At 53.4% G+C, this 21,433-nt stretch carries 14 protein-coding genes; 13 read left to right on the top strand and 1 reads right to left on the bottom strand.

Going from position 1 to position 21,433, the window contains the following annotated elements:
* Nucleotides 1-72 precede the first annotated feature (72 nt).
* The 7 genes from WKK33_RS04100 to WKK33_RS04070 all read left to right on the top strand — a co-directional run bounded on the left by WKK33_RS04100 (nucleotide 73) and on the right by WKK33_RS04070 (nucleotide 12,077).
* Nucleotides 73-1,752, top strand: a complete 1,680-nt coding sequence (locus WKK33_RS04100; RefSeq protein WP_337932614.1) for a hypothetical protein — start codon at nucleotides 73-75, stop codon at nucleotides 1,750-1,752.
* 2 nt (nucleotides 1,753-1,754) lie between these two features.
* Nucleotides 1,755-2,753, top strand: coding sequence for a DUF4369 domain-containing protein (locus WKK33_RS04095; protein ID WP_337932612.1), 999 nt, complete (start codon nucleotides 1,755-1,757; stop codon nucleotides 2,751-2,753).
* Nucleotides 2,754-2,869: 116 nt separating this feature from the next.
* On the top strand, nucleotides 2,870-4,417 hold the full coding sequence (locus WKK33_RS04090; protein ID WP_337932611.1) for a YifB family Mg chelatase-like AAA ATPase: 1,548 nt from the start codon (nucleotides 2,870-2,872) through the stop codon (nucleotides 4,415-4,417).
* A gap of 42 nt (nucleotides 4,418-4,459) precedes the next feature.
* Nucleotides 4,460-5,455, top strand: coding sequence for a virulence protein RhuM/Fic/DOC family protein (locus WKK33_RS04085; protein WP_337932609.1), 996 nt, complete (start codon nucleotides 4,460-4,462; stop codon nucleotides 5,453-5,455).
* A 48-nt stretch (nucleotides 5,456-5,503) separates the two neighbouring features.
* Nucleotides 5,504-7,273, top strand: coding sequence for a phosphoethanolamine transferase (locus tag WKK33_RS04080; protein ID WP_337932608.1), 1,770 nt, complete (start codon nucleotides 5,504-5,506; stop codon nucleotides 7,271-7,273).
* Between the two features lie 688 nt (nucleotides 7,274-7,961).
* The gene (locus tag WKK33_RS04075; RefSeq protein WP_337932615.1) at nucleotides 7,962-9,047 is read left to right on the top strand and encodes an MraY family glycosyltransferase; all 1,086 of its coding nucleotides are present in this window, start codon (nucleotides 7,962-7,964) and stop codon (nucleotides 9,045-9,047) included.
* 174 nt (nucleotides 9,048-9,221) lie between these two features.
* Nucleotides 9,222-12,077, top strand: a complete 2,856-nt coding sequence (locus WKK33_RS04070) for a hypothetical protein (protein ID WP_337932606.1) — start codon at nucleotides 9,222-9,224, stop codon at nucleotides 12,075-12,077.
* A gap of 158 nt (nucleotides 12,078-12,235) precedes the next feature.
* On the opposite strand, the gene crcB is transcribed toward WKK33_RS04070, so the two are convergent.
* On the bottom strand, nucleotides 12,236-12,610 hold the full coding sequence (gene crcB, locus WKK33_RS04065) for a fluoride efflux transporter CrcB (protein WP_215758663.1): 375 nt from the start codon (nucleotides 12,608-12,610) through the stop codon (nucleotides 12,236-12,238).
* A gap of 248 nt (nucleotides 12,611-12,858) precedes the next feature.
* On the opposite strand from crcB, the gene WKK33_RS04060 reads away from it, so the two are divergent.
* The 6 genes from WKK33_RS04060 to WKK33_RS04035 all read left to right on the top strand — a co-directional run bounded on the left by WKK33_RS04060 (nucleotide 12,859) and on the right by WKK33_RS04035 (nucleotide 21,306).
* Complete coding sequence (locus WKK33_RS04060) at nucleotides 12,859-13,107, top strand: hypothetical protein (protein ID WP_337932604.1); 249 nt, start codon at nucleotides 12,859-12,861, stop codon at nucleotides 13,105-13,107.
* Between the two features lie 85 nt (nucleotides 13,108-13,192).
* The gene (locus WKK33_RS04055) at nucleotides 13,193-14,203 is read left to right on the top strand and encodes a porin (protein WP_337932602.1); all 1,011 of its coding nucleotides are present in this window, start codon (nucleotides 13,193-13,195) and stop codon (nucleotides 14,201-14,203) included.
* Between the two features lie 136 nt (nucleotides 14,204-14,339).
* On the top strand, nucleotides 14,340-16,592 hold the full coding sequence (locus tag WKK33_RS04050) for an inorganic phosphate transporter (protein ID WP_337932601.1): 2,253 nt from the start codon (nucleotides 14,340-14,342) through the stop codon (nucleotides 16,590-16,592).
* Between the two features lie 1,511 nt (nucleotides 16,593-18,103).
* Nucleotides 18,104-18,292 carry a DUF4250 domain-containing protein gene (locus tag WKK33_RS04045; protein WP_287769311.1) on the top strand — a complete coding sequence of 63 codons (189 nt, stop codon included), beginning with the start codon at nucleotides 18,104-18,106 and terminating at the stop codon, nucleotides 18,290-18,292.
* Between the two features lie 189 nt (nucleotides 18,293-18,481).
* Complete coding sequence (glmS, locus tag WKK33_RS04040) at nucleotides 18,482-20,392, top strand: glutamine--fructose-6-phosphate transaminase (isomerizing) (RefSeq protein ID WP_337468178.1); 1,911 nt, start codon at nucleotides 18,482-18,484, stop codon at nucleotides 20,390-20,392.
* A gap of 11 nt (nucleotides 20,393-20,403) precedes the next feature.
* Nucleotides 20,404-21,306 (top strand): GYF domain-containing protein, encoded by a 903-nt coding sequence (locus tag WKK33_RS04035; protein WP_337932599.1) that lies wholly within the window; start codon nucleotides 20,404-20,406, stop codon nucleotides 21,304-21,306.
* Nucleotides 21,307-21,433: the final 127 nt, after the last annotated feature.

Genomic DNA, 21,433 nt, shown 5'->3' with positions numbered 1-21,433 from the left:
TAAAATCCCTTGGCCAGTAATGGCTGTGCGGGTTCGAGTCCCGCTCGCGGCACTTCACATTTTAGTATTATTATGCGTAATTATTCCATTCTATCTTTATCCTTAATCTCATTAGTCGCATTTTCATCGTGCTCTAAGTTAGGTCCTTTGTCGGCCGACAATTTCACAGTTGAGCCCAACCCGCTCGAGACTCTCGGTGGTGAGGTGCCCGCTACAGTTAACGGTGTGTTCCCCGTGAAGTACATGAAGCCTAAGGCTGTCGTCACGGTTACTCCCGAGCTTCGCTACGCCGATGGCAAGGTTGCCAAGGGTCAGAGCGCCACGTTCCAGGGTGAGCGTGTGATGGGTAACGACCAGACCATCTCTTACAAGATGGGCGGCCGCTACACGATGAAGACATCTTTCGCCTACGTGCCTGAGATGCAGAAGAGCGACATGTATCTCACTTTCGACGCTCGCCTGGGCAAGAAGAAGGTGGAGGTTCCCGCTGTGAAGGTCGCTACGGGTGTGCTCTCCACTTCGGAGCTTTACAAGCAGGCCCTGATGAACGCTGGCGGTTGCATCGCTACCGACTCTTTCCAGCGTGTGAGAGCACAGCGCGTCGAGGCCAACATCAAGTTCCTCGTTAACCAGGCCAACCTCCGCAAGAGCGAGTTGAAGAACGGCTCTGTGAAGGAGTTTGTTGAGATGCTGAAGAAGATCAACGCCGACCGCGAGGGCCTGAACCTCAAGAACGTCGAGGTGGCTGCCTACGCTTCTCCTGAGGGTGGATTCAAGTTTAATGATAAGCTCGCTGGCAAGCGCCAGAACGTGAGCGAGGCTTATGTCGACAAGCAGCTGAAGGCCGCCAAGCTGCGCGGCGCCAACGTAGACGCTCACTACACCGCACAGGACTGGGACGGCTTCAAGCGCCTCGTGCAGGCCAGCAACATCCAGGACAAGGATGTCATCCTGCGTGTTCTCGAGATGTATAAGGACCCCGCTGAGCGCGAGCAGCAGATCCGCAACATGAGCGCTGGCTTCCGTGAGCTGGCCGACGGCATCCTGCCTGAGTTGCGTCGTAGCCGCCTCATCATCAACTATGAGACAGTGGGTCGCTCAGACGAGCAGATCAAGGAACAGTATAAGGCCGACGCCGCACAGCTCTCTGCCGACGAGCTTCTCTACGCTGCTACGCTGACCAACGACGCCAACGAGAAGGAGGCTATCTACAAGAAGGCTGCCGAGTGCTACGATAAGGACTATCGCGCCTACAACAACCTGGCTGTCATGGCTTTCAACAAGGGCGACGAGAACGCTGCCAAGAGCTATGTGAAGCAGGCTTTCGCTAAGGACCAGAAGGCTCCCGAGGGCTACGCCAACTTGGCGCTCATCGCTCTGCGTAATGGCAACATCGCCGAGGCTGAGAGCAACCTCTCGAACGCTATCAACGCCAACGGTTTCGGCGAGGTGATGGGTAACCTCAACATCGCCAAGGGCAACTACGCTACTGCCGTGAAGAACTTCGAGGGTAGCAAGTCGAACAGCGCCGCTCTGGCTCAGATCCTCAACAAGGACTATGCCGCCGCTGTGGCTACGCTGAAGGATCAGAAGAACGCCGATGCACTCTCTGATTACCTCATGGCTATCGTGCAGAACCGTCAGGGCAACACCGCTGCCGCTCAGGATTACCTGAACAGCGCCATCAAGAAGAACTCTGCGTTGAGTCAGTATGCTGACAACGACCTGGAGTTTGCAAACCTTAAGAAGTAAGTATGCGTCATAAACTGTTCCTCCTCGCACTGCTCTTGGTGCTCCTCGTGTCGTGTGGCACCGATGGAAAGCATTTCAAGTTTGAAGGCCGTTTTCTTCACTTGAACCAGGGAGAGTTCTATCTTTACAGCGAGGATGGAGCGGTGAGTGGCATCGACACGATTAAAGTGGAGGGTGGTCGCTTTGCCTATGAGATGGCTTGCGACCATCCCGCCACGCTTGTATTGGTCTTCCCCAACTTCTCGCGACAACCTATCTTCGCGGAGCCGGGGAAGACTGTTTCTATTAAAGGTGACGCCTCGCACCTCAAGGAGATGGAGGTGACGGGCACCGACGACAATGAACTCATGACGGCCTTTCGAAAGCAGGTGGCTGAAGCGTCGCCGCCCGAGGCGATGAAGCTCGCTGCCAAGTTTGCCGAAGACCATCCATCGTCGAGGGTCAGCGCTTATCTGGTGAAGTCGTATCTTGTGGCGGCTCCCAAGCCCGATTATCAGGAGGCATTGCGATTGACGCGTATTCTGCTCGAAAAGCAGGAGCGCAATGGCGACCTGGCGCGTATGGAGCAGGCGCTGAAGGCCATCACGCAGTGTGGGGTGGGGGCTACGTTGCCCGCGTTCACCGCGCGCGACATGAAAGGCAACACGGTTTCGTCGGCCTCGTTGAGCAAAGGCCTCGCCGTCATAACGCTTTATGCGTCGTGGAACTACGACAGCATGGAGCAGTTGCGACGCCTTAGGGTGCTGCGCCGTCAGAAGGGCGGACGGTTCCAAGTGGCTACTTTCTCCATCGATGCGAGTAAGACCGAATGTGACAACTCGTTGCGATACGACTCCATTACGTGGCCCGTCGTCTGCGACGGAAAGATGTTTGAAGGCGACGTCGTGAAAAAACTGGGACTCTATTCGCTTCCCAACACCTTGTTGCTGAAGAATGGGCGCGTCATAGCACGTGGCCTTTCCATCGACGATCTGGTGCAACGCATCGAGGAAAACCTCTGATGTCATAGGTGCGTACCTCTGATGTTTCAGAGTAAAACTACTGATACGATAGGCGTAGGGATAGCCCGCGCCTTCTTGTTTTTATTAACCTACCTACTACTTTAACCCATTTTTGCATGCTTGTAAAGACTTATAGTGCAGCCGTTAATGGCCTCGACGTTACTCCCGTTACCATCGAGGTGAGCCTCGCGAAAGGCATTATGTATCATCTTACGGGCCTCGGCGATGAGGCGGTGCGCGAAGGACGCGATCGCATAGCTGCCGCCATGCAAAACAATGGTTACATCTTTCCACGTGCTGACCTTACGGTCAATCTTGCGCCTGCCGACCTTAGGAAGGAGGGAAGCAGCTTCGACTTGCCGTTGGCCATCGCCATCCTGGCGGCCGATGGGCAGATCAACGCGCCGCATCTCAACGAGTTTATGATGGTGGGCGAGTTGAGTCTCGACGGCCATCTGCAGCCTGCCAAGGGTGTGTTGCCCATTGCCATTAAGGCACGGGCCGAACATTACCGGGGCTTGATTGTACCCAAGCAGAACGTACGCGAGGCGGCCATTGTCAATAACCTGGAGGTTTATGGAATGGACTCGATGGTTGAGGTTATCCAACTCTTGTCGGGCGAGGTGCAATATGCGCCCACCGTTGTCGACACACGGAAGGAGTTTTATGAGCAACAATATAATTTCGAACTCGATTTTGCCGATGTGCGCGGACAGGAGAATGTAAAACGCGCCCTCGAAGTGGCCGCCGCTGGTGGTCATAACCTCATTATGATTGGTCCTCCGGGCTCGGGAAAAAGCATGATGGCTAAGCGATTGCCGTCCATCCTGCCTCCTCTGACCCTCTCGGAGAGTCTCGAAACCACGCAGATCCATTCCGTTGCTGGCTTGCTCAAGACCGGTTCAACGCTTATTTCGCAACGTCCTTTCCGCTCGCCCCACCACACCATATCCGAGGTGGCGCTCGTGGGCGGTGGCAATAACCCCATGCCTGGCGCCATCAGTTTGGCCCACAATGGCGTGCTCTTCTGCGATGAGTTGCCCGAATTTAACAAGCACACGCTTGAGGTTCTGCGCCAACCGCTTGAGGATCGGCAGATCACCATCAGTAGGGCCAAGTATACGGTAACCTTCCCTTGCTCGTTCATGTTTGTGGCTTCAATGAATCCCTGCCCGTGTGGATACTATGGAGATCCTACGCATCATTGTGTTTGCACACCTGGCCAGATACAGAAGTACCTCAATAAGATCAGCGGTCCCATGATGGATCGCATCGATATCCAGTGCGAGATCTCCGCTTTGCCGTTCAAGGAGCTGTCGAAGGCTGCTCCCGGTGAGCCGTCGGCGAAGATTCGTGAGCGCGTTATCGCCGCTCGAGCCCTCCAGACCGCCCGCTTCAAGGATGTGCCGGGCGTGCATTGCAACGCGCAGATGACCGAACGCATGATCCACCAGTATGCTGAGCCCGATGAGCAGGGGCTCGACCTTATGCGCCTGGCCATGGAGCGATTGTCGCTCTCTGCCCGTGCCTACTCGCGCATCTTGAAGGTGGCCCGCACCATTGCCGACCTCGCCGCCTCGCCCACCGTCCGTCCCGAACACATCTCTGAGGCCATCACGTACCGCCAACTCGACCGCAGCGACTGGGCTGAGAGAGGGCTTTAACTAACTAATGAACAGAACATAGCGAAAATTGATTGGTGCCTAATGGAAAGTAAACTTAATTCAATAGAAATATACCGATCTAAGGATGGAACGGTACAACTTAACGTTAAACTGGAGAATGAGTCGGTTTGGTTGACCCAAAGCCAAATGGCGGAGTTGTTCGGTGTGGATAGAACGTCTATTGTCCGTCACATTCGAAATATATATAAATCGGAAGAACTTGATGAATCGTCAACCTGTGCAAAAAGTGCACAGGTTCGAATGGAAGGTCAACGACAGATAGTCCGCGAGATTCCCTTGTATAATCTTGATGTTATCATTTCTGTGGGATATAGGGTCAATAGTAAAAATGCTACGTCGTTCCGTCGTTGGGCTACCTCTGTCCTGAAGCAATACATCATTAAGGGGTATGCCATTAACCAGCAGATAAAGCTCGACCGTTACAAAGAGCTGAAGGATGTGGTGCGTTTGATGTCGCGTGCCATTGGGTTGCAAGAGGAGGTTAGCAACGAGGAGTATGGCGGGTTGTTCAATGTCATTAGCGATTATGTGTATGCCCTCGACACGCTCGACCATTATGACTACCAGTCGCTTGCCATTCAGAAGACTACATCCGACGCCTCTTTCCATGCCACTTACGACAATGCGATGGAGGCCATCAATGCTTTGAAGGTTAAGTTTGGTGGAAGCCAATGGTTTGCAAACGAGAAAGACGAGTCGTTCAAGAGTAGTATCGGACAGATTTATCAAACGTTTGATGGACAGGAACTTTACCCTTCCGTAGAGGAGAAGGCGGCCATGCTGCTTTATCTCGTGGTGAAGAACCATTCGTTCAGCGACGGAAACAAGCGCATTGCGGCCATGCTCTTCCTGTGGTTTCTCAACAACAACCATGTGCTCTATGCCGAAGATGGTCACAAACGCATTGCCGACAACACGCTTGTGGCCCTCACTTTGATGATCGCAGAGAGCCGAACGGAGGAGAAGGACGTCATGGTGAAGGTGGTGGTGAACCTGATCAACAAGGACAACCAATAGGCGTGGACCTTGAAGTGGTAGTATAGATAATCATCATAGCGTAGGTAAATGATTTCAAAACAGCGCATAAGCCATTTCTTGCAATCGTTAGGCGGCATTCTGATGCGGCCTATTGGGGAGAGCTTGGCTTTCTTCATCTCCATGTATTTGTTGGGAGTCGTATGTGTGTTGTTTGTCCCTTACGATAGCAGTCGGTTGGTTGGGGTGTTCCAACTCTTTGCCGACCTGTACCTGTTGTGCGCTTTTCTGCTCTTGGTTCCGCAGCGCTTTCGGCCCTTTACGAAAGGTGTGTTATATGCGTTGTTCTACGTTGTTGCCTTGATTGATGCCTTTTGCTATGCCCATCTTGGTACCGCTTTCTGTCCAACGTTTCTGCAACAGGTCATCTATACGAATCCACGCGAATGTTCGGAGTTCCTTTCGCTTATCACGTGGAGCGATCTGTGGTCGCCTTTCGGGTTGGTTCTGACGCTTCTTGGAGCCCACATCCTTTTAGCCATTTGGCCTCGGAAACCCAAATGGATGGGGGTGGCCCAGATGCGGAACCTATGCAAGCCCGTCTGTGCCGTTCCCGTATGTTGCCTTTTCTTTGTAGGATTTTTTGCCACAATCGATAGTCGCGAGTATGTCTTTTATCGTGTAATATGTGGTCTTGACGAACTGAACGTGCAGCGAATGAAGGACTTTGAGCCCAAGACGAAATACTATCTGCCCATCTATCGCTTGGCTTATTCGGTTTCGGAGAATATCCAGCAAGCTGCCATCTGTCGCGATCTTGCGAAGTCGTTGGACAAAGCGGTGGTGACGTCGCGCCTTTCTTCCGGGCCCCATATTGTCCTTATTATTGGTGAGAGTTGCAATAAGCGACATTCCTCGTTGTATGGTTATGACAAGTTGACTACGCCTTGTCAGCAGCGAATGTATGATACCGGACGACTGGCGGTATTCTCCGACGTGGTGAGTCCGTGGAATGTTACATGTGAAGCCTTCCAATCGATCATGACCACCCATTGCATAGGCATGGACGGCACGTGGGCGTCGCAGCCCTTGTTCCCGCACCTGTTTCGTCTGGCAGGCTATCATACGGAGTTCTTCAGTAATCAATATTTGGCCAATACCGTAGGTTTTAGCGCGTTTAAGGAGGAGATCTTTATGAGCAACGCGCGCTTTAGCCATGCCATGTTTGATGTTCGCAACGATTCGCTCCATCGCTTCGACGATGGGTTGATTGACGATTATCGTGCTCTGACGGGTAAGTCGAACAAGCCAAAACTGAGTGTTTTTCATTTCTTAGGGCTCCATTTCGATTTTAGTCAGCGGTATCCGGCCTCACGGGTCGTGTTTGCGGAAACCGATTATAGCCGCAAGGACTTAAACGCCGAACATCTTAAGCTCTTGGCAGATTACGACAACGCCTATCGTTACAACGACTCTATCATAGGCGAGATCGTGAAGATGGTTGATCAGGAGGAGGCGATTGTAGTGTTTCTTTCTGACCATGGCGAGCGCATTTTCGATGACAACACACAGGAATGGGGCCGTACCTTGGAGTGGAGTGCGGCCAATATACGTCAGCAATACGACATCCCGTTTTGGATTTATGTCACCGAGAGGTACAAGTCGTGCCATCCTCGGATGTGGCATGACATACAAGACGCTCGGCGCCGACCCTTCATAACCGACGCGGTTTCGCACGTGTTGTTGCATTTGGCAGGCATTCAAACGCCATGGTATTCGCCCGTTCATGATGTGTTGAGCCGCAAATACAATCCGCAAAGACCACGAATCCTCAATAGGGAACGAAAATATGCTTATTGACAAGGGCGTCTTCGGTGGGAAGAAACCAGACGAACCGTCAATCTGTTAGGTTGGTTTTTCCCTTTGGAACACACCATGTTGTCAATTGGTTAGGTTGGCTTTTCTCTTTGGAACACACCATGTTGTCAATCGGTTAGGTTGGTTTTCCCCTTTGGAACACACCATGTTGTCAATTGGTTAGGTTGTTTTTTCCCTTTGTAATAGTCTCTGGCGTCCGTCGGTTTTAAGGGTTTTGGCATTCGTGGGCCGCGTTTATGCGTCCTTGCGCTTTCCCCCATGAAAGTTCCCTTTTTTACAGCCGGAGCCCCCTGGACTTGCCCATCGTTGCTTTTTGTCGCTTTTCCCGTTATGTGATCGCACCCAATGTTTTCTGCAATATCATTGTAACTCGCTTGTAACAAGGGTTTAACCGATTGGAACCAAATAGTCGTTGTAGGGTCGAGAAATGTGGAATTATGGAGGGCAACGTCGGAATATTTGTTGTTATTACCCTAATATTAAATAATTTTTTGTATCTTTGCGAATGTTATCTCACTAAGACAGTCGCATGATAGAACGCTTGATAGATAATTTAAGCTATTCCTTAGATGGCATGTTTAGTTACATGACCCCAAGGCTGTGGATGCTTGGCGTTGTGTTACCATTCTTTTTGGCCATGTGCTTTACGGCCCTTGTTCACCCTTTGATCGTGAAAATGGCCGCCAGCCGCAATATGTTTGATGTTCCCGACAGCCGCAAACTGCAGTCGCGTCCGGTGCCTGTGATGGGCGGAATGGCCGTGTTCTTCGGTATCGTGGTGGGCGCGGGAGCCACCAGTGTGTTCTTCAACAGTTACGCCCTTTTCACCTGTATCATTACGCTCACGGTGATGATGTATGTCGGTATGGTCGACGATCTGCTGGGGCTCAGCCCCATTCTCCGTCTCATCATTGAGATATGCTTGGTAGGTTTCATTGTTTACATGGACAAAACCAATATCAATGACATGCACGGGTTGTTTGGTATTGGCAAGCTACCTGTGTATCTCAGTCTGCCGTTGTGTGCCGTTTCGTGCGTGGGTATCATCAATTCCATCAACCTCATCGATGGTGTCGATGGTCTCTCGAGCGGCATCTGCATATTCGCTTGCTTATGTTTCGGCATTGTGTTTTGCTCATCTTATGATGGCACGATGGCCGTCATGGCCTCCCTGGCGGCAGGAGCGTTGGTGCCATTCTTCTTCCACAATGTGTTCGGATTGAAGAGCAAGATGTTTGTTGGCGACTCTGGCACATTGATGTTGGGTATGTTGATGAGCATCTTCTGCATGCGAATGATCGACAACACTTCGCTGGCGGCCTTGAACCACCCGCGCCTTGGCGTTGTGGCATTCTCGTTGAGCGTGCTCTCCGTGCCCGTCTTCGACACCTTGCGCGTTATGTTTGGTCGCATCTTCCGCGGCATATCGCCGTTCCATCCCGACCGAAGCCACCTTCACCACCTGTTCATTGAGTTGGGCTTCTCGCATATTGGCACTTCCGTTTCGGTCATTTCCCTCAATGCGTTCAACGTGTTTTGTTGGCTCCTTTGCTACCTCTTTGGCGGCGATGCCACTGAGCAGTTCATCGTTGTGGTCGTAGTTGGTCTGCTCAACACCATTGGCTTCTACTATTCCGTGCGCAAGATGAACCACCAACGCGCACCCTATCGTGCGCTCCGTTGGCTCGCCCGCAAGAGCCACACGGAAGTGGGGCGTCCCTTCATGACCATGCGCCGACTGATGGACTCAATCTAACTCGTGCGTGATCTTTGCGCTCAGTCGCTTTGGTTGCTGACCAAATGGTGGCTTATGCGCTCTCTTTGCGTTAAACTTGTATAATTTTTGGAGCCAGAGATTGACGATTGTTTGCTTTTTGTTCATTATTTATTACTTTAGCGGAATCAAACAATCGTCAATCCCTTTTGCCCTATGAAATGTGCTTTACGATACTTATTGACGGCGCTCCTCTTATGGATGCCGTTGTGTAGTGGCCTTCTTCGTGCCGACAATCTCGATGCGTTGGAGAACCGTCTGCGCCAAAATCAACAGATACAAGAGAAGGTTTACGTACACACCGACAACACTTGTTACTTCATTGGCGACACCATCTGGTACAAAGCCTACGTGGTTCGCGCCGACAACCTGCACCCCACCGACATGAGCAAGATGCTCTATGTGGAACTGTTGGCCCCCGATGGCGTGGTGGTCGACCGCCAACGCGTGGTGGTAAGCGACAAAAACTACACCTGTGGACAGTTTGCCCTAAAAGACAGCCTGTACAGTGGTTACTACGAGATACGCGCTTACACCCGTTGGATGCTCAATTTCAACGTCAAGTTACGTCCTTATACCCGCGACGATCGCGCCCTGTTCTACAATTATCAGATGGCCGCCGACTATTACCGCGATTGGGAAGACCTGTACAGTCGTGTGGTTCCCGTGTATAGCCGTCCCCGTGAGGCAGGCGACTATGATGGCAAATACATGTACGCCCGCCCCAAGCGTGAGGCTCCGTTTGTAAAGAAAGACAAGCTCCTCTGCAAGTTCTTCCCCGAGGGAGGCACGCTTGTCGAGGGTCTTAAGAGCCGAGTGGCGTTTGAGGTGACCGACCAAGACGGTCAGGCGCTTACCATTGGCGGCACGCTCGACGGCAAAACTAAGTTTAAGCCCACCCACATGGGGCGTGGCACGTTCTACTATACGCCTTCAGATAGCACACATGGGCGGGTGACGTTCCAATGGAAAGGCGACAAATACAACTTCCGATTACCCAAGGCCGAGGAAGCCGGCGCCGTGCTTGAACTGCAAAATCCCGACTTCGATGGGCACACCCAGAGTCCTACGTTCGCCTTGCGCAGCCGTGGTTGCGCACCAGCCGCCTACGCCGTGTTGTGCCGAGGCAAGTTGCTTCAGTTCCAACGCCTGCAGGGCTCCACTACTGTTACGCCCGATGTAAGCCAGTTGCCCACTGGCGTCAACGAGTTGATGATATTCGATGCGGAAGCCAACGTGCTTGCCGACCGTCTCTTCTTCGTGAACCATCACGACATGGGCACGCCGCTGCAGGTAAGCACCGATAAGCTCGACTATAAGCCTTACGAGCCCATCCAGCTCCATATTGCCGCCACCGATGGCACGTCGGGTATGCCCGTTTCCGTGTCTTTGCGCGACACCCGCACCGACGACTCGTCGTACGACGATGGTAACATGCTCACCGACCTGTTGCTTAGCAGCGACCTGAAGGGCTTCATTGCATCGCCCGCCTACTATTTTGCAGGCGACGACGCTGAGCGTCGGCAGGCCCTCGACGTGCTGATGTTGGTGCAGGGATGGCGCAAATATACGCCGCTCGCCACCGATAAGAAACAGGTGGGGCTGGGCCAGATGGCGTTTCGCCGCCTGCGCTATACACCCGAGAAGACCCTTACCGTGGAAGGCATCGTTCGCAAGCAGCTCGATGTGCCCATGTTGTTTGTCGATGATGTGCAGGGTCTCAGTTCCGGAACGAGCGTTGCGAGCCTGATGGCCGAGAAGGCCGCCAATGCCGTGAGCCAAGGAGGCATCACCATGAGTGGTTGGAACGCAGGCAACAATGTGGCTGAGGGAAGTCTTGAAGACACCGAGAACTCACAACCCGACGGCAGTTCGTCGACCGACGACGCATCTTCTGATGCCAATGCCACGCAAGAAGGCACTTCCGAGGGTAGCTACTTGGGCGTCAATCAGCGTTCCATCAAGCACGAGGTGCTCATTGAGGCCGAAGTGGAAAAGGATGGAATGAGCGCCGGTAGCGTGCAAGAGACCCACGACGGAGGCCAGTTCCTCTTCCAGATACCCCCATTCTACGATAAGGCCGTGCTGTTCCTCACCGCTTACGACCGTAAGGATTCGCTGAAGCGTTGCCTCACGGCCGGTCAGGATAAGTATCGTTTCGATGAGGAGAGGTACCCCGATTATTATGTCACTCGCCATCTGTTTTATCCCGTTTTCGCCCATCCCTACAACTATTATCAGACCCACCTGCCCGATATTGGCACCTCATTGGTTATCGGTGAGGACAGCATCGACAATAGCTCGTCGGATGGCGCCCGCACGCTTCGCAACATTAGCGTGAAGGCCAAGCGTCGCACCCGTCGCGCCCTCGACTACTCTAAGCCCGCCTATGTGGCCGACGCCTACGACGTTTACAATGAGGCCACCGACCGCGGACTGTCGTGGGGTGTGATCAACATGGGCGCTTTTCCACCCACGGCCTGCCAAACCGTCTACGGCAACATGAACCGTTACCGCTCTTACAATGTGGTAGGAAAGCTCGATCGCTACACGTTCTACACCAATTTCATCCCCATGCAGGATATCATCAAGAACCGTTCCGATGCGGCCCTGTTCAAGGACCTGCACCTCAACCGTGTAGACAGCATCAGGTTCTATACCGACTTTGAGCCACGCAACTACACCGATCGTCATACGGAACAGCTCAATCTGGAGGATGTTGTGGTCGTTTATGTGCCCGTTGCCGACGATGGCAAGCGCTTCACCTATCGTGATCGCCGCATCATGTTGGAAGGCTTCACCTATCCCGAGGAGCATTACAGTCCCGACTATAGTACGCAGAAGCCCGCCGAACCTACCGATTACCGTCGCACACTCTATTGGAACCCCAATGCCGTGCTCGACGAGAATGGTGAGTTTACCGCCACGGTTTACAACAACAGCAAGGACACCCGTGTCAAGGTCTCTGCCGCAGGACAAGCCGCCGACGGCAAGTTCTTCGTGCAAGAGTAGGCTGCGCACCCCGCCCCTCATAACGCCTCACCCATACGGCCGCCGCAATGATTGCAGCGCAAGCCGTATGGCGTGAGGCGTTTGCGTAAATGCGAAGTCGCACCAACGACATGAGGGCTCAACGCGCTTGTGCGAACGAGCCCTTGTAGCTTTACTGTTTAACAACTCTTGGCCAACAAATGGCCGGCCACTACGGCCACAAAGCCCACGGCAACGCTGCCCGCCACGTAGAGCAGCGTGGTGAGCGAGTCGCCTCCTTTGGCAAGCGAAGCACTTTCGTTCATGAAGGTGGAGAAAGTGGTGAATCCGCCACAGAAGCCTGTGGTGAGCAATAGCTTGGCCGAGGGCGACAACCATCCGCTACCCACATTCAGTCCGGATAGGAACCCCAGTAGCAGACAGCCCAGCACATTGACGGTGAATGTGCCCAATGGAAAGTTGAGGCTTGCATGCGTGGCAATTAGTTTCGAAACACCGTAACGCATGCCACCGCCAAAGAAACTGCCCAAACTCACAATCAATAACTCTTTCATATTATTATAATAGGTGTAAACCAACGTTTGCTTTCTTCTTGCAAAATTACGCTTTTTCGTCCACAAGGCGTTGCCATAGCCCATGTTTTTGTTTTCCACACGGTTTTGTAACACCTATTTTGGCTCGTAGGGAAGCGCAACAAGCATGCGTTGTGATTGTCATACCATTGTAACATGCCTGCAAAAAACCTGTAACATGATCGTCGTAATTTTGCCACCATATTAAAATATGGAGATCCGTCGACGAGGTGTTTGCCCGTTTGGCCGACAACGGCATACGCCTTGTCGACGAGACGCAACTCACCGACGACCAGAAGTTTTACCTCCGCCAGTTCTTCTACGACAAGTTGAACGGACTGGTCAACTCCATTGGACTCAACGAGATCGACGACCTCGGACGCCTTGAGGACAACCGCATCTACCTGTTGGTGGAGCGCAAGGAAACTGGCGACGACGGCAAGACCCGCTACGCCATAGTGAAGACTTCACCCTCATAGCCGACAGTGCGAAGGCCAAGCGCATCATTGTGCCCAATATGGGTCTTGCCGATGGAATGATCAATGAAATGATAATAGGACTGAAATGAAAAAGATTGCATTCTTGTTGCTGAGCCTTGTTGCTGCGGCACCTATGGAAGCGCAGAACGTTCGCGTAGGCGGAACGCTGCGAGGCAAGTACGAGTACCAAACCCACGAGAAGGAAGGCCGTTTCGAGGTGCGCACGGCGCGTGTCAACGTGTCGGGCGACATCAACCCCATGGTGTCGTACAAGACCGAGATCGACTTATGCGACGAGGGCAGCATCAAGATGCTCGACGCTTACACCAAGATTAAACCGTGGCGCACGCTCGACTTTACCATTGGTCAGATGCGCGTGCCCTTTACCATCGACGCCCATCGCTCGCCCCACCAGCAGTACTTTGCCAACCGCTCTTTCATCGCCAAACAGGTTGGCAACGTGCGCGATGTGGGTGCGAGCCTGGGCTACACTTTCGGCGTGGGATTCCCGATCATTGTGCAGGCTGGTATGTTCAACGGGTCGGGGCTCACCAACCAGAAGGACTTCTGGACCCATCAGGTGAACTTCTCAGCCAAGGCCCAGTTTTTGTTGCCTTTCGGTCTCGACGTGGTGCTCAGCGCCCAGAAGGTGAAACCCGACGCCGCCACCGTCATGATGTACGACGCCGGCCTGACCTATCACCGCCGAGGCTTCATTGCCGAGGCCGAGTATCTCTATAAGCATTATGCCGACGGCGCCTTCCATCCGGTGCATGCCTTCGACGGCTTCGTGAGCTACGACATTCCCCTTCGCAAGTGCCTGTTCACCAAGGTGTCGCCCTTGGTGCGCTACGACTATATGAGCGACCACAGCGATGGCAAGCGCTACCTCGACGACAAGGCCAACACCGCCGGCCAACTCGTCATCAACGATTATAAGCGAAGCCGCATCACGGCGGGCGCCACGCTGAGCTTCGACAAGCCGTTTGTCTCGGAGATACGCGTCAACTACGAGAAATACCTCTACCGCCACGACGCCCTGCCGAAGGTGAGCGAGCGCGATAAGATTGTGGTGGAGTTCATGACCCATTTCTAACACACAGATCATCCCCAATCGCTTTGGTTAACGGTTGGGGACTAATTGTAACCATATTGTAACATGGTTGTAAAAACTGTGTAACACGCACAACCTAATTTTGCAACCTGAAAGAACCAATCAAACAAAAGATTCAATGGAAACCATTTATCTTTGCATCGTTATTTTCCTGCTCTGCCTGGCCGTTTTCGACCTTTTTGTGGGTGTGAGCAACGATGCCGTCAACTTCTTGCAGTCGGCGGTGGGTGCCCGTGTGGCCGCCTTTCGCACAGTGTTGATCATTGCCTCCGTGGGTGTGGTGCTCGGGGCGGTGCTCTCCTCGGGCATGATGGATGTGGCGCGCCACGGCATCATGATGCCCGACCGCTACTCGTTCCACGAGGTGATGACCATCTTCTTGGCCGTTATGGTGACCGATGTGATCGTGCTCGACATGTTCAACACGCTCGGCATGCCCACGTCAACTACCGTTTCGCTTGTGTTTGAGCTTTTGGGTGGTACGGCCATGCTGGCCATGCTCAAGGTGATGGCCGACCCCGACCTCGACTATGGCATGCTGCTCAACTCCAGCAAGGCCCTGCAGGTTATTATCGCCATCTTCGTTTCGGTGGCCATATCGTTTGTCGTGGGTATGGTGGTGATGTGGATCAGTCGTGTGGTGTTTACGTTCAATTACGGCAAACACTCGCGCTACAGCATCGCCATCTTCGGCGGCATAGCCTTCACGGCCCTGAGCTATTTCATCTTTATGAAGGGAGTGGGCAAGAGTCCCTATCTGAGCGACGGCGTTCGCGGCTATATCGACACAAACACAAATATGCTCTTGGTGCTGACGTTCATCGTCTCCACCATCGTGATGGAGGTGCTCCATCTGATGAAGGTCAACATCTTCCGCTTCACGGTGCTCATGGGCACGTTTGCCCTGGCCATGGCTTTCGCCGGCAACGACCTGGTCAACTTCATCGGTGTGCCCTTGGCAGGTCTCGATTCTTACCAGGATTATGTTGCCAACGGCCATGGTGTCGGCATCGATGGCTTTATGATGTCGTCGCTCATGGAGAGCGCAAAGACCCCGCCTTTCTACCTCATGGCCGCCGGAATCATCATGATTGTGGCGATGGCTACCTCTAAGAAGGCCCAGAACGTTATCAAGACGTCGGTCGACCTGGCCCGTCAGGACGAGGGCGATGAGATGTTCGGTTCAAGTCGTGCCGCCCGCGCCATCGTGCGTTTCTGCCAAAGCATGATCGAGATGGTGGTGGCCATCTTCCCTGTAGGCTTGCGTCAGTGGATCAACCGCCGCTTCAATGCCAACGACGTGGAGCTGAAAGACGACAAGGCCGCCTTCGATGTGGTGCGCGCTGCCGTGAACCTCGTCATTGCCTCCATGCTCATCACCTTCGGTACCAACCACCGCTTGCCCCTCTCTACCACCTACGTTACCTTCATGGTGGCCATGGGTACGAGCCTGGCCGACCGCGCCTGGAGCCGCGAGAGCGCCGTGTTCCGCATCACGGGTGTGCTGAGTGTGATTGGTGGATGGTTCCTCACGGCTGGTGTGGCCTTCCTCGCCTGCGCCTTGGTTTGCCTCTGCATGTGGTATGGCGGCATCGCCGTGCAGGTGGCCTTCATCGTGCTGGTTATCTTCTTGCTCATACGCAGCAACCGCCAGTACAAGCGCAAGCAGGAGACGACCAAGAAAGACGACGACAACTTCCGCCTCATGATGCGTACCCGCGACCCCGAACTGGTGTGGGAGATGCTTCGCAACCATGTGCGCAACACACAGTCGAAGGTGTGCCGTTTGGCCTTGGAGCAATATAACGCTGTGCTCGACGGCTTCAACACCCAGAACGTGAAGATGCTGCGTGGTAGCGACAAGACGCTGCGCCGCGAGCTCGACGTGCTGAAGAAATACCGTCGCCAGGAGTTGCTCGGCTTGAAGCGCTCGCCCATGGATATTGCCATTGAGCGCAACACGTGGTTCCATGTGGGCATCAACTCCGACCAACAGTATATCTACACCTTGCGCCGCATGATGCTGCCTGTGAAGGAGCATGTGGACAACAACTTCACCCCGGTGCCCGCCGCTTACATCAGCGAGTATGAGCCCGTTCGACGCCGTGTGAACGACTTGATGAAGATGACCTGCGAGGCCATTGAGACCAACCGCTACGAGCAGTATCGCGGTGTGCTGGCTGAGGCCGATGTGTGCAAGGACGACCTCTCGGTCATTCGTAAGACCCACATCAACCGCATGCAGAAGAGTGGCACCAGCAAGATGATGCAGGTCGACATGGTTTACCTGAACCTCTTGCAGGAGACCCAGCAGCTGCTCAGCGTGATGCGCCACCAGTTGCGCTCCGCCAAGAAGTTTATGGAGGATTGATGTAAACCTCAGGACAATGGGTTGAAAGATTCATGAACATGTTTATGAGGATTTAGGATGATAGCTGGTTGCAAGCCAGCATGGTGAAGGGCAAGCTACAGAGGTGGCTTGCCCTTTCTGACGCTTGGGCGATGGGTGGGACGGGTAGTGTTTCTGAACGTGAGAACTGCTACGGGCAACCTTGTGGCCCCTGAAAAAGGTTGGCATGTATCCCCCTTTTTTAACACTTATCCGCCAGCGAGGAAGCTCTTGGTTGCAAATACGCGATTCTTGCGTGTTTTATGCAAATGGCTAATAATAAGGAACTTATGATTGCGCGTGGCGTTTTCCCTCACCCGATTCCACATTTTTTGCCATGAAACATGCCTAACCGAGGTGCGAAACATGGTCTTTCGCATCTCGAAACATGCCCGATCGAGGTGCGAAACATGCCAAACCTCAAGAAGAAACATGCCTAACGGTGAGCCCTGCTCTTAGATTTCATCTCGCCAAACCGCAAAAACGCCATTTGGGTTCTCTATCTCGCGCAAAATCTCCACACAACTTTTTAACCAAAAAACGATACAAAACAGGTTGCCATGGGGATGAGGCGCTCATGGGTCTATGGCTTTGTCGTGATGGGGTGGGGGCGTTAAGCGAGCGAGGAGGTGGGCCGAGGGCGTTGGGTAATGGCTTGGATGTTTGTGCAAAAGATGACGTTGGGGCACAAAAAAACTGATTACCGGCATATCTGCCAAGTAATCAGCCTAAAGATTTTTGGCCCTTAGCCTTTCAAGAAGGCCAACGAGCACCAGCGATGGTTAGGCCTTCTTGGCCTTCTTCTCTGCCAAGGCGGCGCGACGGCTGCTCAGCATCATAGAAACCTTGAGATCAATCTGGCGACTGCTCAATTCGTTCATCGTTGTCAATTTGTCATTCATACTACAATCCTTTTATCCTTTAATACGTCCGCAAAGTTAATCAGGTGGTGCGATATATCCGTCATCTGAAACGAAGAAAAATGGGTTCACGCTTAATTATTTGATATATGTCAAATTTACACTTGATGTAAATCAATTTGGCTATTTGGTGGAGAATTCTTCTTTTTTGTTGCGTTCCGTTGACCCATGTCAAGAAGAACGACCCATGGGAACATTTGTTTGGAGAATGGTTGCGTGGGTCGGAAAGAGTCAGTACCTTTGCAAGGTTCGCTTGAAAGCAACCTGCCGTTAAGGAGTTTTGCCAATGATGGCAAAATGTAAGCTTGGCGGGCTTTTCTCCAACCGAACAGATGTCTTATTATAAAGAAAGGATTCAATATGATGATTTATGTAGGATTCGCCGCCATTGTCATGGCCCTCGTGTGCACCATGGGCATCCTGTGCGGTAAGATTGATCTCGGCAAGTAGGCCGATTTCAATCTTTTTTCGTTTTCTACGGATCTGTTTTTCAGTACGTTTCAACATTCCATTCATCAGCGCTCCGATTCCTCATTCTATCGATTCACAACGCATCCCTAAAATATTTAAGCTATGGATTATCTTCCTCACGACCCAGCCATTTTGGTTTCGAGCATCAATCTCTATCTCCGCGACGAGATGTACGACACCCTGGAGGCTCTTTGCTACGCTTACGGGCGCGACCCCGAGGAGCTGAAGGCTTATCTGCGCAACAACGGCTATTATTACGACGAGAGCCAACGGCAGTTTAAGGTGGCTTGAGGCAGGTTGCCGCTACACCTTATTATATATATAACCCTCGCTCTCCCAATGAATCCCCGAGGTGCCCTATGTTACCCCTTTGGAGGGGGTTGTGGTTACGTTATGTTAGAAATGTAGCAAAAAACATAGCAAAATGTTGGGCTTACTCAATTACTTTTTGTAATTTTGCCGCCATAATTTTGGTAGATTATGTGTGGAATAGTAGGATACATTGGATATCGTGAAGCCTTCGACATCTTGGTGAAAGGACTTCATCGTTTGGAATATCGTGGTTACGATTCGTCGGGAGTGGCGCTCATCAATGGTGCCGACGAGTTGCATGTGTATAAGGCAAAGGGTAAGGTGAGCGACCTGGAGCATGCCGCCGAAGGCAAAGACTGCAGCGGCGCGGTAGGCATAGCCCACACCCGTTGGGCCACCCATGGTGAGCCGTCGGTGCGCAACGCCCATCCCCATGTTTCCAACTCAGGCAATCTTGTCATCGTTCACAATGGCATCATCGAGAACTTCGCCTTGCTTCGCGACCAGTTGAAGCAGCGTGGGTTCCATTTCAATAGCGACACCGACACCGAGGTGCTCGTCAACCTCATTGAATATGCGCAGCAAACCCACCATTGCAACCTCGCTGAGGCGGTGCGCCATGCCCTGCGCAAGTGTATCGGCGCTTACGCCATCGCCGTGCTCGACCAGCGCGATCCCCACACCTTGGTGGCCGCACGCAAGGGCTCGCCTATGGTGATTGGCATTGGCGAGAACGATAGCGAGTTTTTCATCGCCTCCGACGCCACTCCCATCGCCGAGTACACGAAGAATGTGGTGTATGTGGATGATGAGCAGATCGCCGTTTGCCATCCCGGACAGCCACTCGACATCACCGACCTCAGAAACCAGCACGTAGACGTGTCGGTGAAGACCATCGACATGGATCTCGACATGCTCGACAAGGGAGGATTCCCCCATTACATGCTGAAGGAGATATTCGACCAGCCCAATTGCCTGCGCGACTGCATGCGTGGCCGACTCTTCGCCGAGGACGACATGGGTGGCAACGACGCCTACGACCCCTCGACAGGTTACGCCGACCCCAATGTGCACAACGATGTGGTGCTGAGCGCCGTGCGCAACAACCGCGACCGTCTGCTCTCAGCTTCGCGATTCATCATCGTGGCGTGTGGAACGTCGTGGCACGCTGGTCTCATAGGCAAGCAGCTCATTGAGCACTACTGCAAGATTCCGGTGGAGGTCGACTACGCGTCGGAGTTCCGCTATCGCGACCCGGTGATCTATCCCACCGATGTGGTGATAGCCATCTCGCAGAGTGGTGAGACCGCCGACACGCTGGCCGCCATCAAGCTGGCCAAGGAGAAGGGCGCTTGCATCTTCGGCATCGTCAACGCCGTGGGCTCGAGCATCGCACGCGAGACCGACACGGGCATCTATATCCATGTGGGACCGGAGATTGGCGTGGCTTCCACCAAAGCCTTCACGGGTCAGCTCACATGCCTCATCCTCCTGGCCTTGGCACTCGGACACACCAAGGGCACCATCGATGAGAAGGAGTATGTGGATATGATTCATGAGCTTAACGCCATCCCCGCCAAGATCGAGGAGGTGCTGAAGCACAATGAGGACATTCGACTCCTGGCGCGTACCTACACCTACGCCACCAATTTCCTCTACCTCGGACGAGGTTGGAACTATCCGGTGGCCCTGGAGGGAGCGCTCAAACTGAAGGAAATATCATACATCCACGCTGAGGGATACCCCGCAGCCGAGATGAAGCACGGCCCTATCGCTTTGGTCGACAACATGATGCCGTGCCTCTTTGTGGCCACGCACCACAAGGGATACGAGAAGATCATATCGAACATGCAGGAGGTGAAGGCGCGTGGCGGACGCATCATCGCTGTGGTGTCGGCCAACGACGATGAGGTGAGCAAGATTGCCGACGCCGTCATTGAGGTGCCCGACACGTTGGCCCCGCTGGCCCCGCTGCTCTCCGTCATCCCCTTGCAGATGTTGGCTTACCACATCGCCGTGGAGAAAGGACTTAATGTAGACATGCCACGAAACCTCGCCAAGAGTGTCACCGTGGAATAACCGATTCTGTCATGAACTATTTTATCATTGAAAACGATGCTCAGCAAGGACCGTTCTCGGTGGCTGAGCTGAAACTGAAAGGCATTGGGTCAGACACGCTGGTCTGGACCGATGGAATGGCTGAGTGGGCTCCCGCTTGGCAGGTGGAGGAGTTGCGCCCTCTTTTCGAGAACCAGACGGCTGGAGCGTCGGTGCCGCCACCACCTCCCATCTCTTCGGTGGGTGGCTCTCAGGCGCAACCCACCGCGGCGCCTGGCAATGGGGCGCAGCAGCCCGCTTCTCGTCGCCGCAACCTGCTTTGGGCATTGGTCGTGCTGCTGATTACCGTCGTGGTGCTGGCCGTGTCGAACCCGTCGGAGCGGGCGCACAAGCGTGCCATCATGAAAAACATTACCAACGGCCTCGAACAAGCCATGGACAATGGCGACAGCGACCCCCTTTCGCAGGGCATCAACCTCTTTGGTAAAGTTGTTGGCAATAGCGTTGCCGAGATGGTGATTGACCAAACGATCGAGTATCACAACTATTTCCTGTTCTCTACCACCACGCTTCAGGTTGGACCGAAGGACATAGGCGTGTCGCTGGGATTCCTCGGCAACGTGTTTACGGCCGATGAGGACAAGGTGGCCAGCGCCATTAAGAAAGCGGTGCTGAAAGGTGCCGGAAGTTTCTCGCTGGGCGATGAGGATGCGTCGGCCGACGACCAGGCCGATCCCGACCAGGATGTTCAGGTGCAGCGTAGCGAGAAAGACACCACGATTGTTGATGAGGCTGGTCGAGCCATTGGTCGCGCCGTGGTGAAGCAGGTTACCAAAACCGTGAAGCAGAAGGTGAATGAGAGCACCGACAGCGCCACCTCGAAGGGGGTGGGCCATATCATCGACGAAGTGGAAAAGTTGATTAACGGCAACTAATCCCTCGCTTTCCAATAGCCCTATCATAAGGAGCCTCGTCCCAATCGTTATTCGTCGCGTGGGCGAGGCTTCTTGTGTTGTTGGGCGAGGCTTCTTGTGTTGCTGGACTTGGCTGGCTCGTCGGGGT

Origin of the sequence: Hallella sp. (genome assembly GCF_037460745.1) — a bacterium.
Taxonomy (GTDB): domain Bacteria; phylum Bacteroidota; class Bacteroidia; order Bacteroidales; family Bacteroidaceae; genus Prevotella; species Prevotella faecis.
This window is presented reverse-complemented; position numbering and strand designations above follow the sequence as displayed.

Bases quoted from the DNA above. Each gene is read 5' to 3' on its own strand.
- WKK33_RS04100 (WP_337932614.1), top strand. From the start codon at position 73: ATGCGTAATTATTCCATTCTATCTTTATCCTTAATCTCATTAGTCGCA.
- WKK33_RS04095 (WP_337932612.1), top strand. From the start codon at position 1,755: ATGCGTCATAAACTGTTCCTCCTCGCACTGCTCTTGGTGCTCCTCGTG.
- WKK33_RS04090 (WP_337932611.1), top strand. From the start codon at position 2,870: ATGCTTGTAAAGACTTATAGTGCAGCCGTTAATGGCCTCGACGTTACT.
- WKK33_RS04085 (WP_337932609.1), top strand. From the start codon at position 4,460: ATGGAAAGTAAACTTAATTCAATAGAAATATACCGATCTAAGGATGGA.
- WKK33_RS04080 (WP_337932608.1), top strand. From the start codon at position 5,504: ATGATTTCAAAACAGCGCATAAGCCATTTCTTGCAATCGTTAGGCGGC.
- WKK33_RS04070 (WP_337932606.1), top strand. From the start codon at position 9,222: ATGAAATGTGCTTTACGATACTTATTGACGGCGCTCCTCTTATGGATG.
- crcB (WP_215758663.1), bottom strand. From the start codon at position 12,610: ATGAAAGAGTTATTGATTGTGAGTTTGGGCAGTTTCTTTGGCGGTGGC.
- WKK33_RS04055 (WP_337932602.1), top strand. From the start codon at position 13,193: ATGAAAAAGATTGCATTCTTGTTGCTGAGCCTTGTTGCTGCGGCACCT.
- WKK33_RS04050 (WP_337932601.1), top strand. From the start codon at position 14,340: ATGGAAACCATTTATCTTTGCATCGTTATTTTCCTGCTCTGCCTGGCC.
- WKK33_RS04045 (WP_287769311.1), top strand. From the start codon at position 18,104: ATGGATTATCTTCCTCACGACCCAGCCATTTTGGTTTCGAGCATCAAT.
- glmS (WP_337468178.1), top strand. From the start codon at position 18,482: ATGTGTGGAATAGTAGGATACATTGGATATCGTGAAGCCTTCGACATC.
- WKK33_RS04035 (WP_337932599.1), top strand. From the start codon at position 20,404: ATGAACTATTTTATCATTGAAAACGATGCTCAGCAAGGACCGTTCTCG.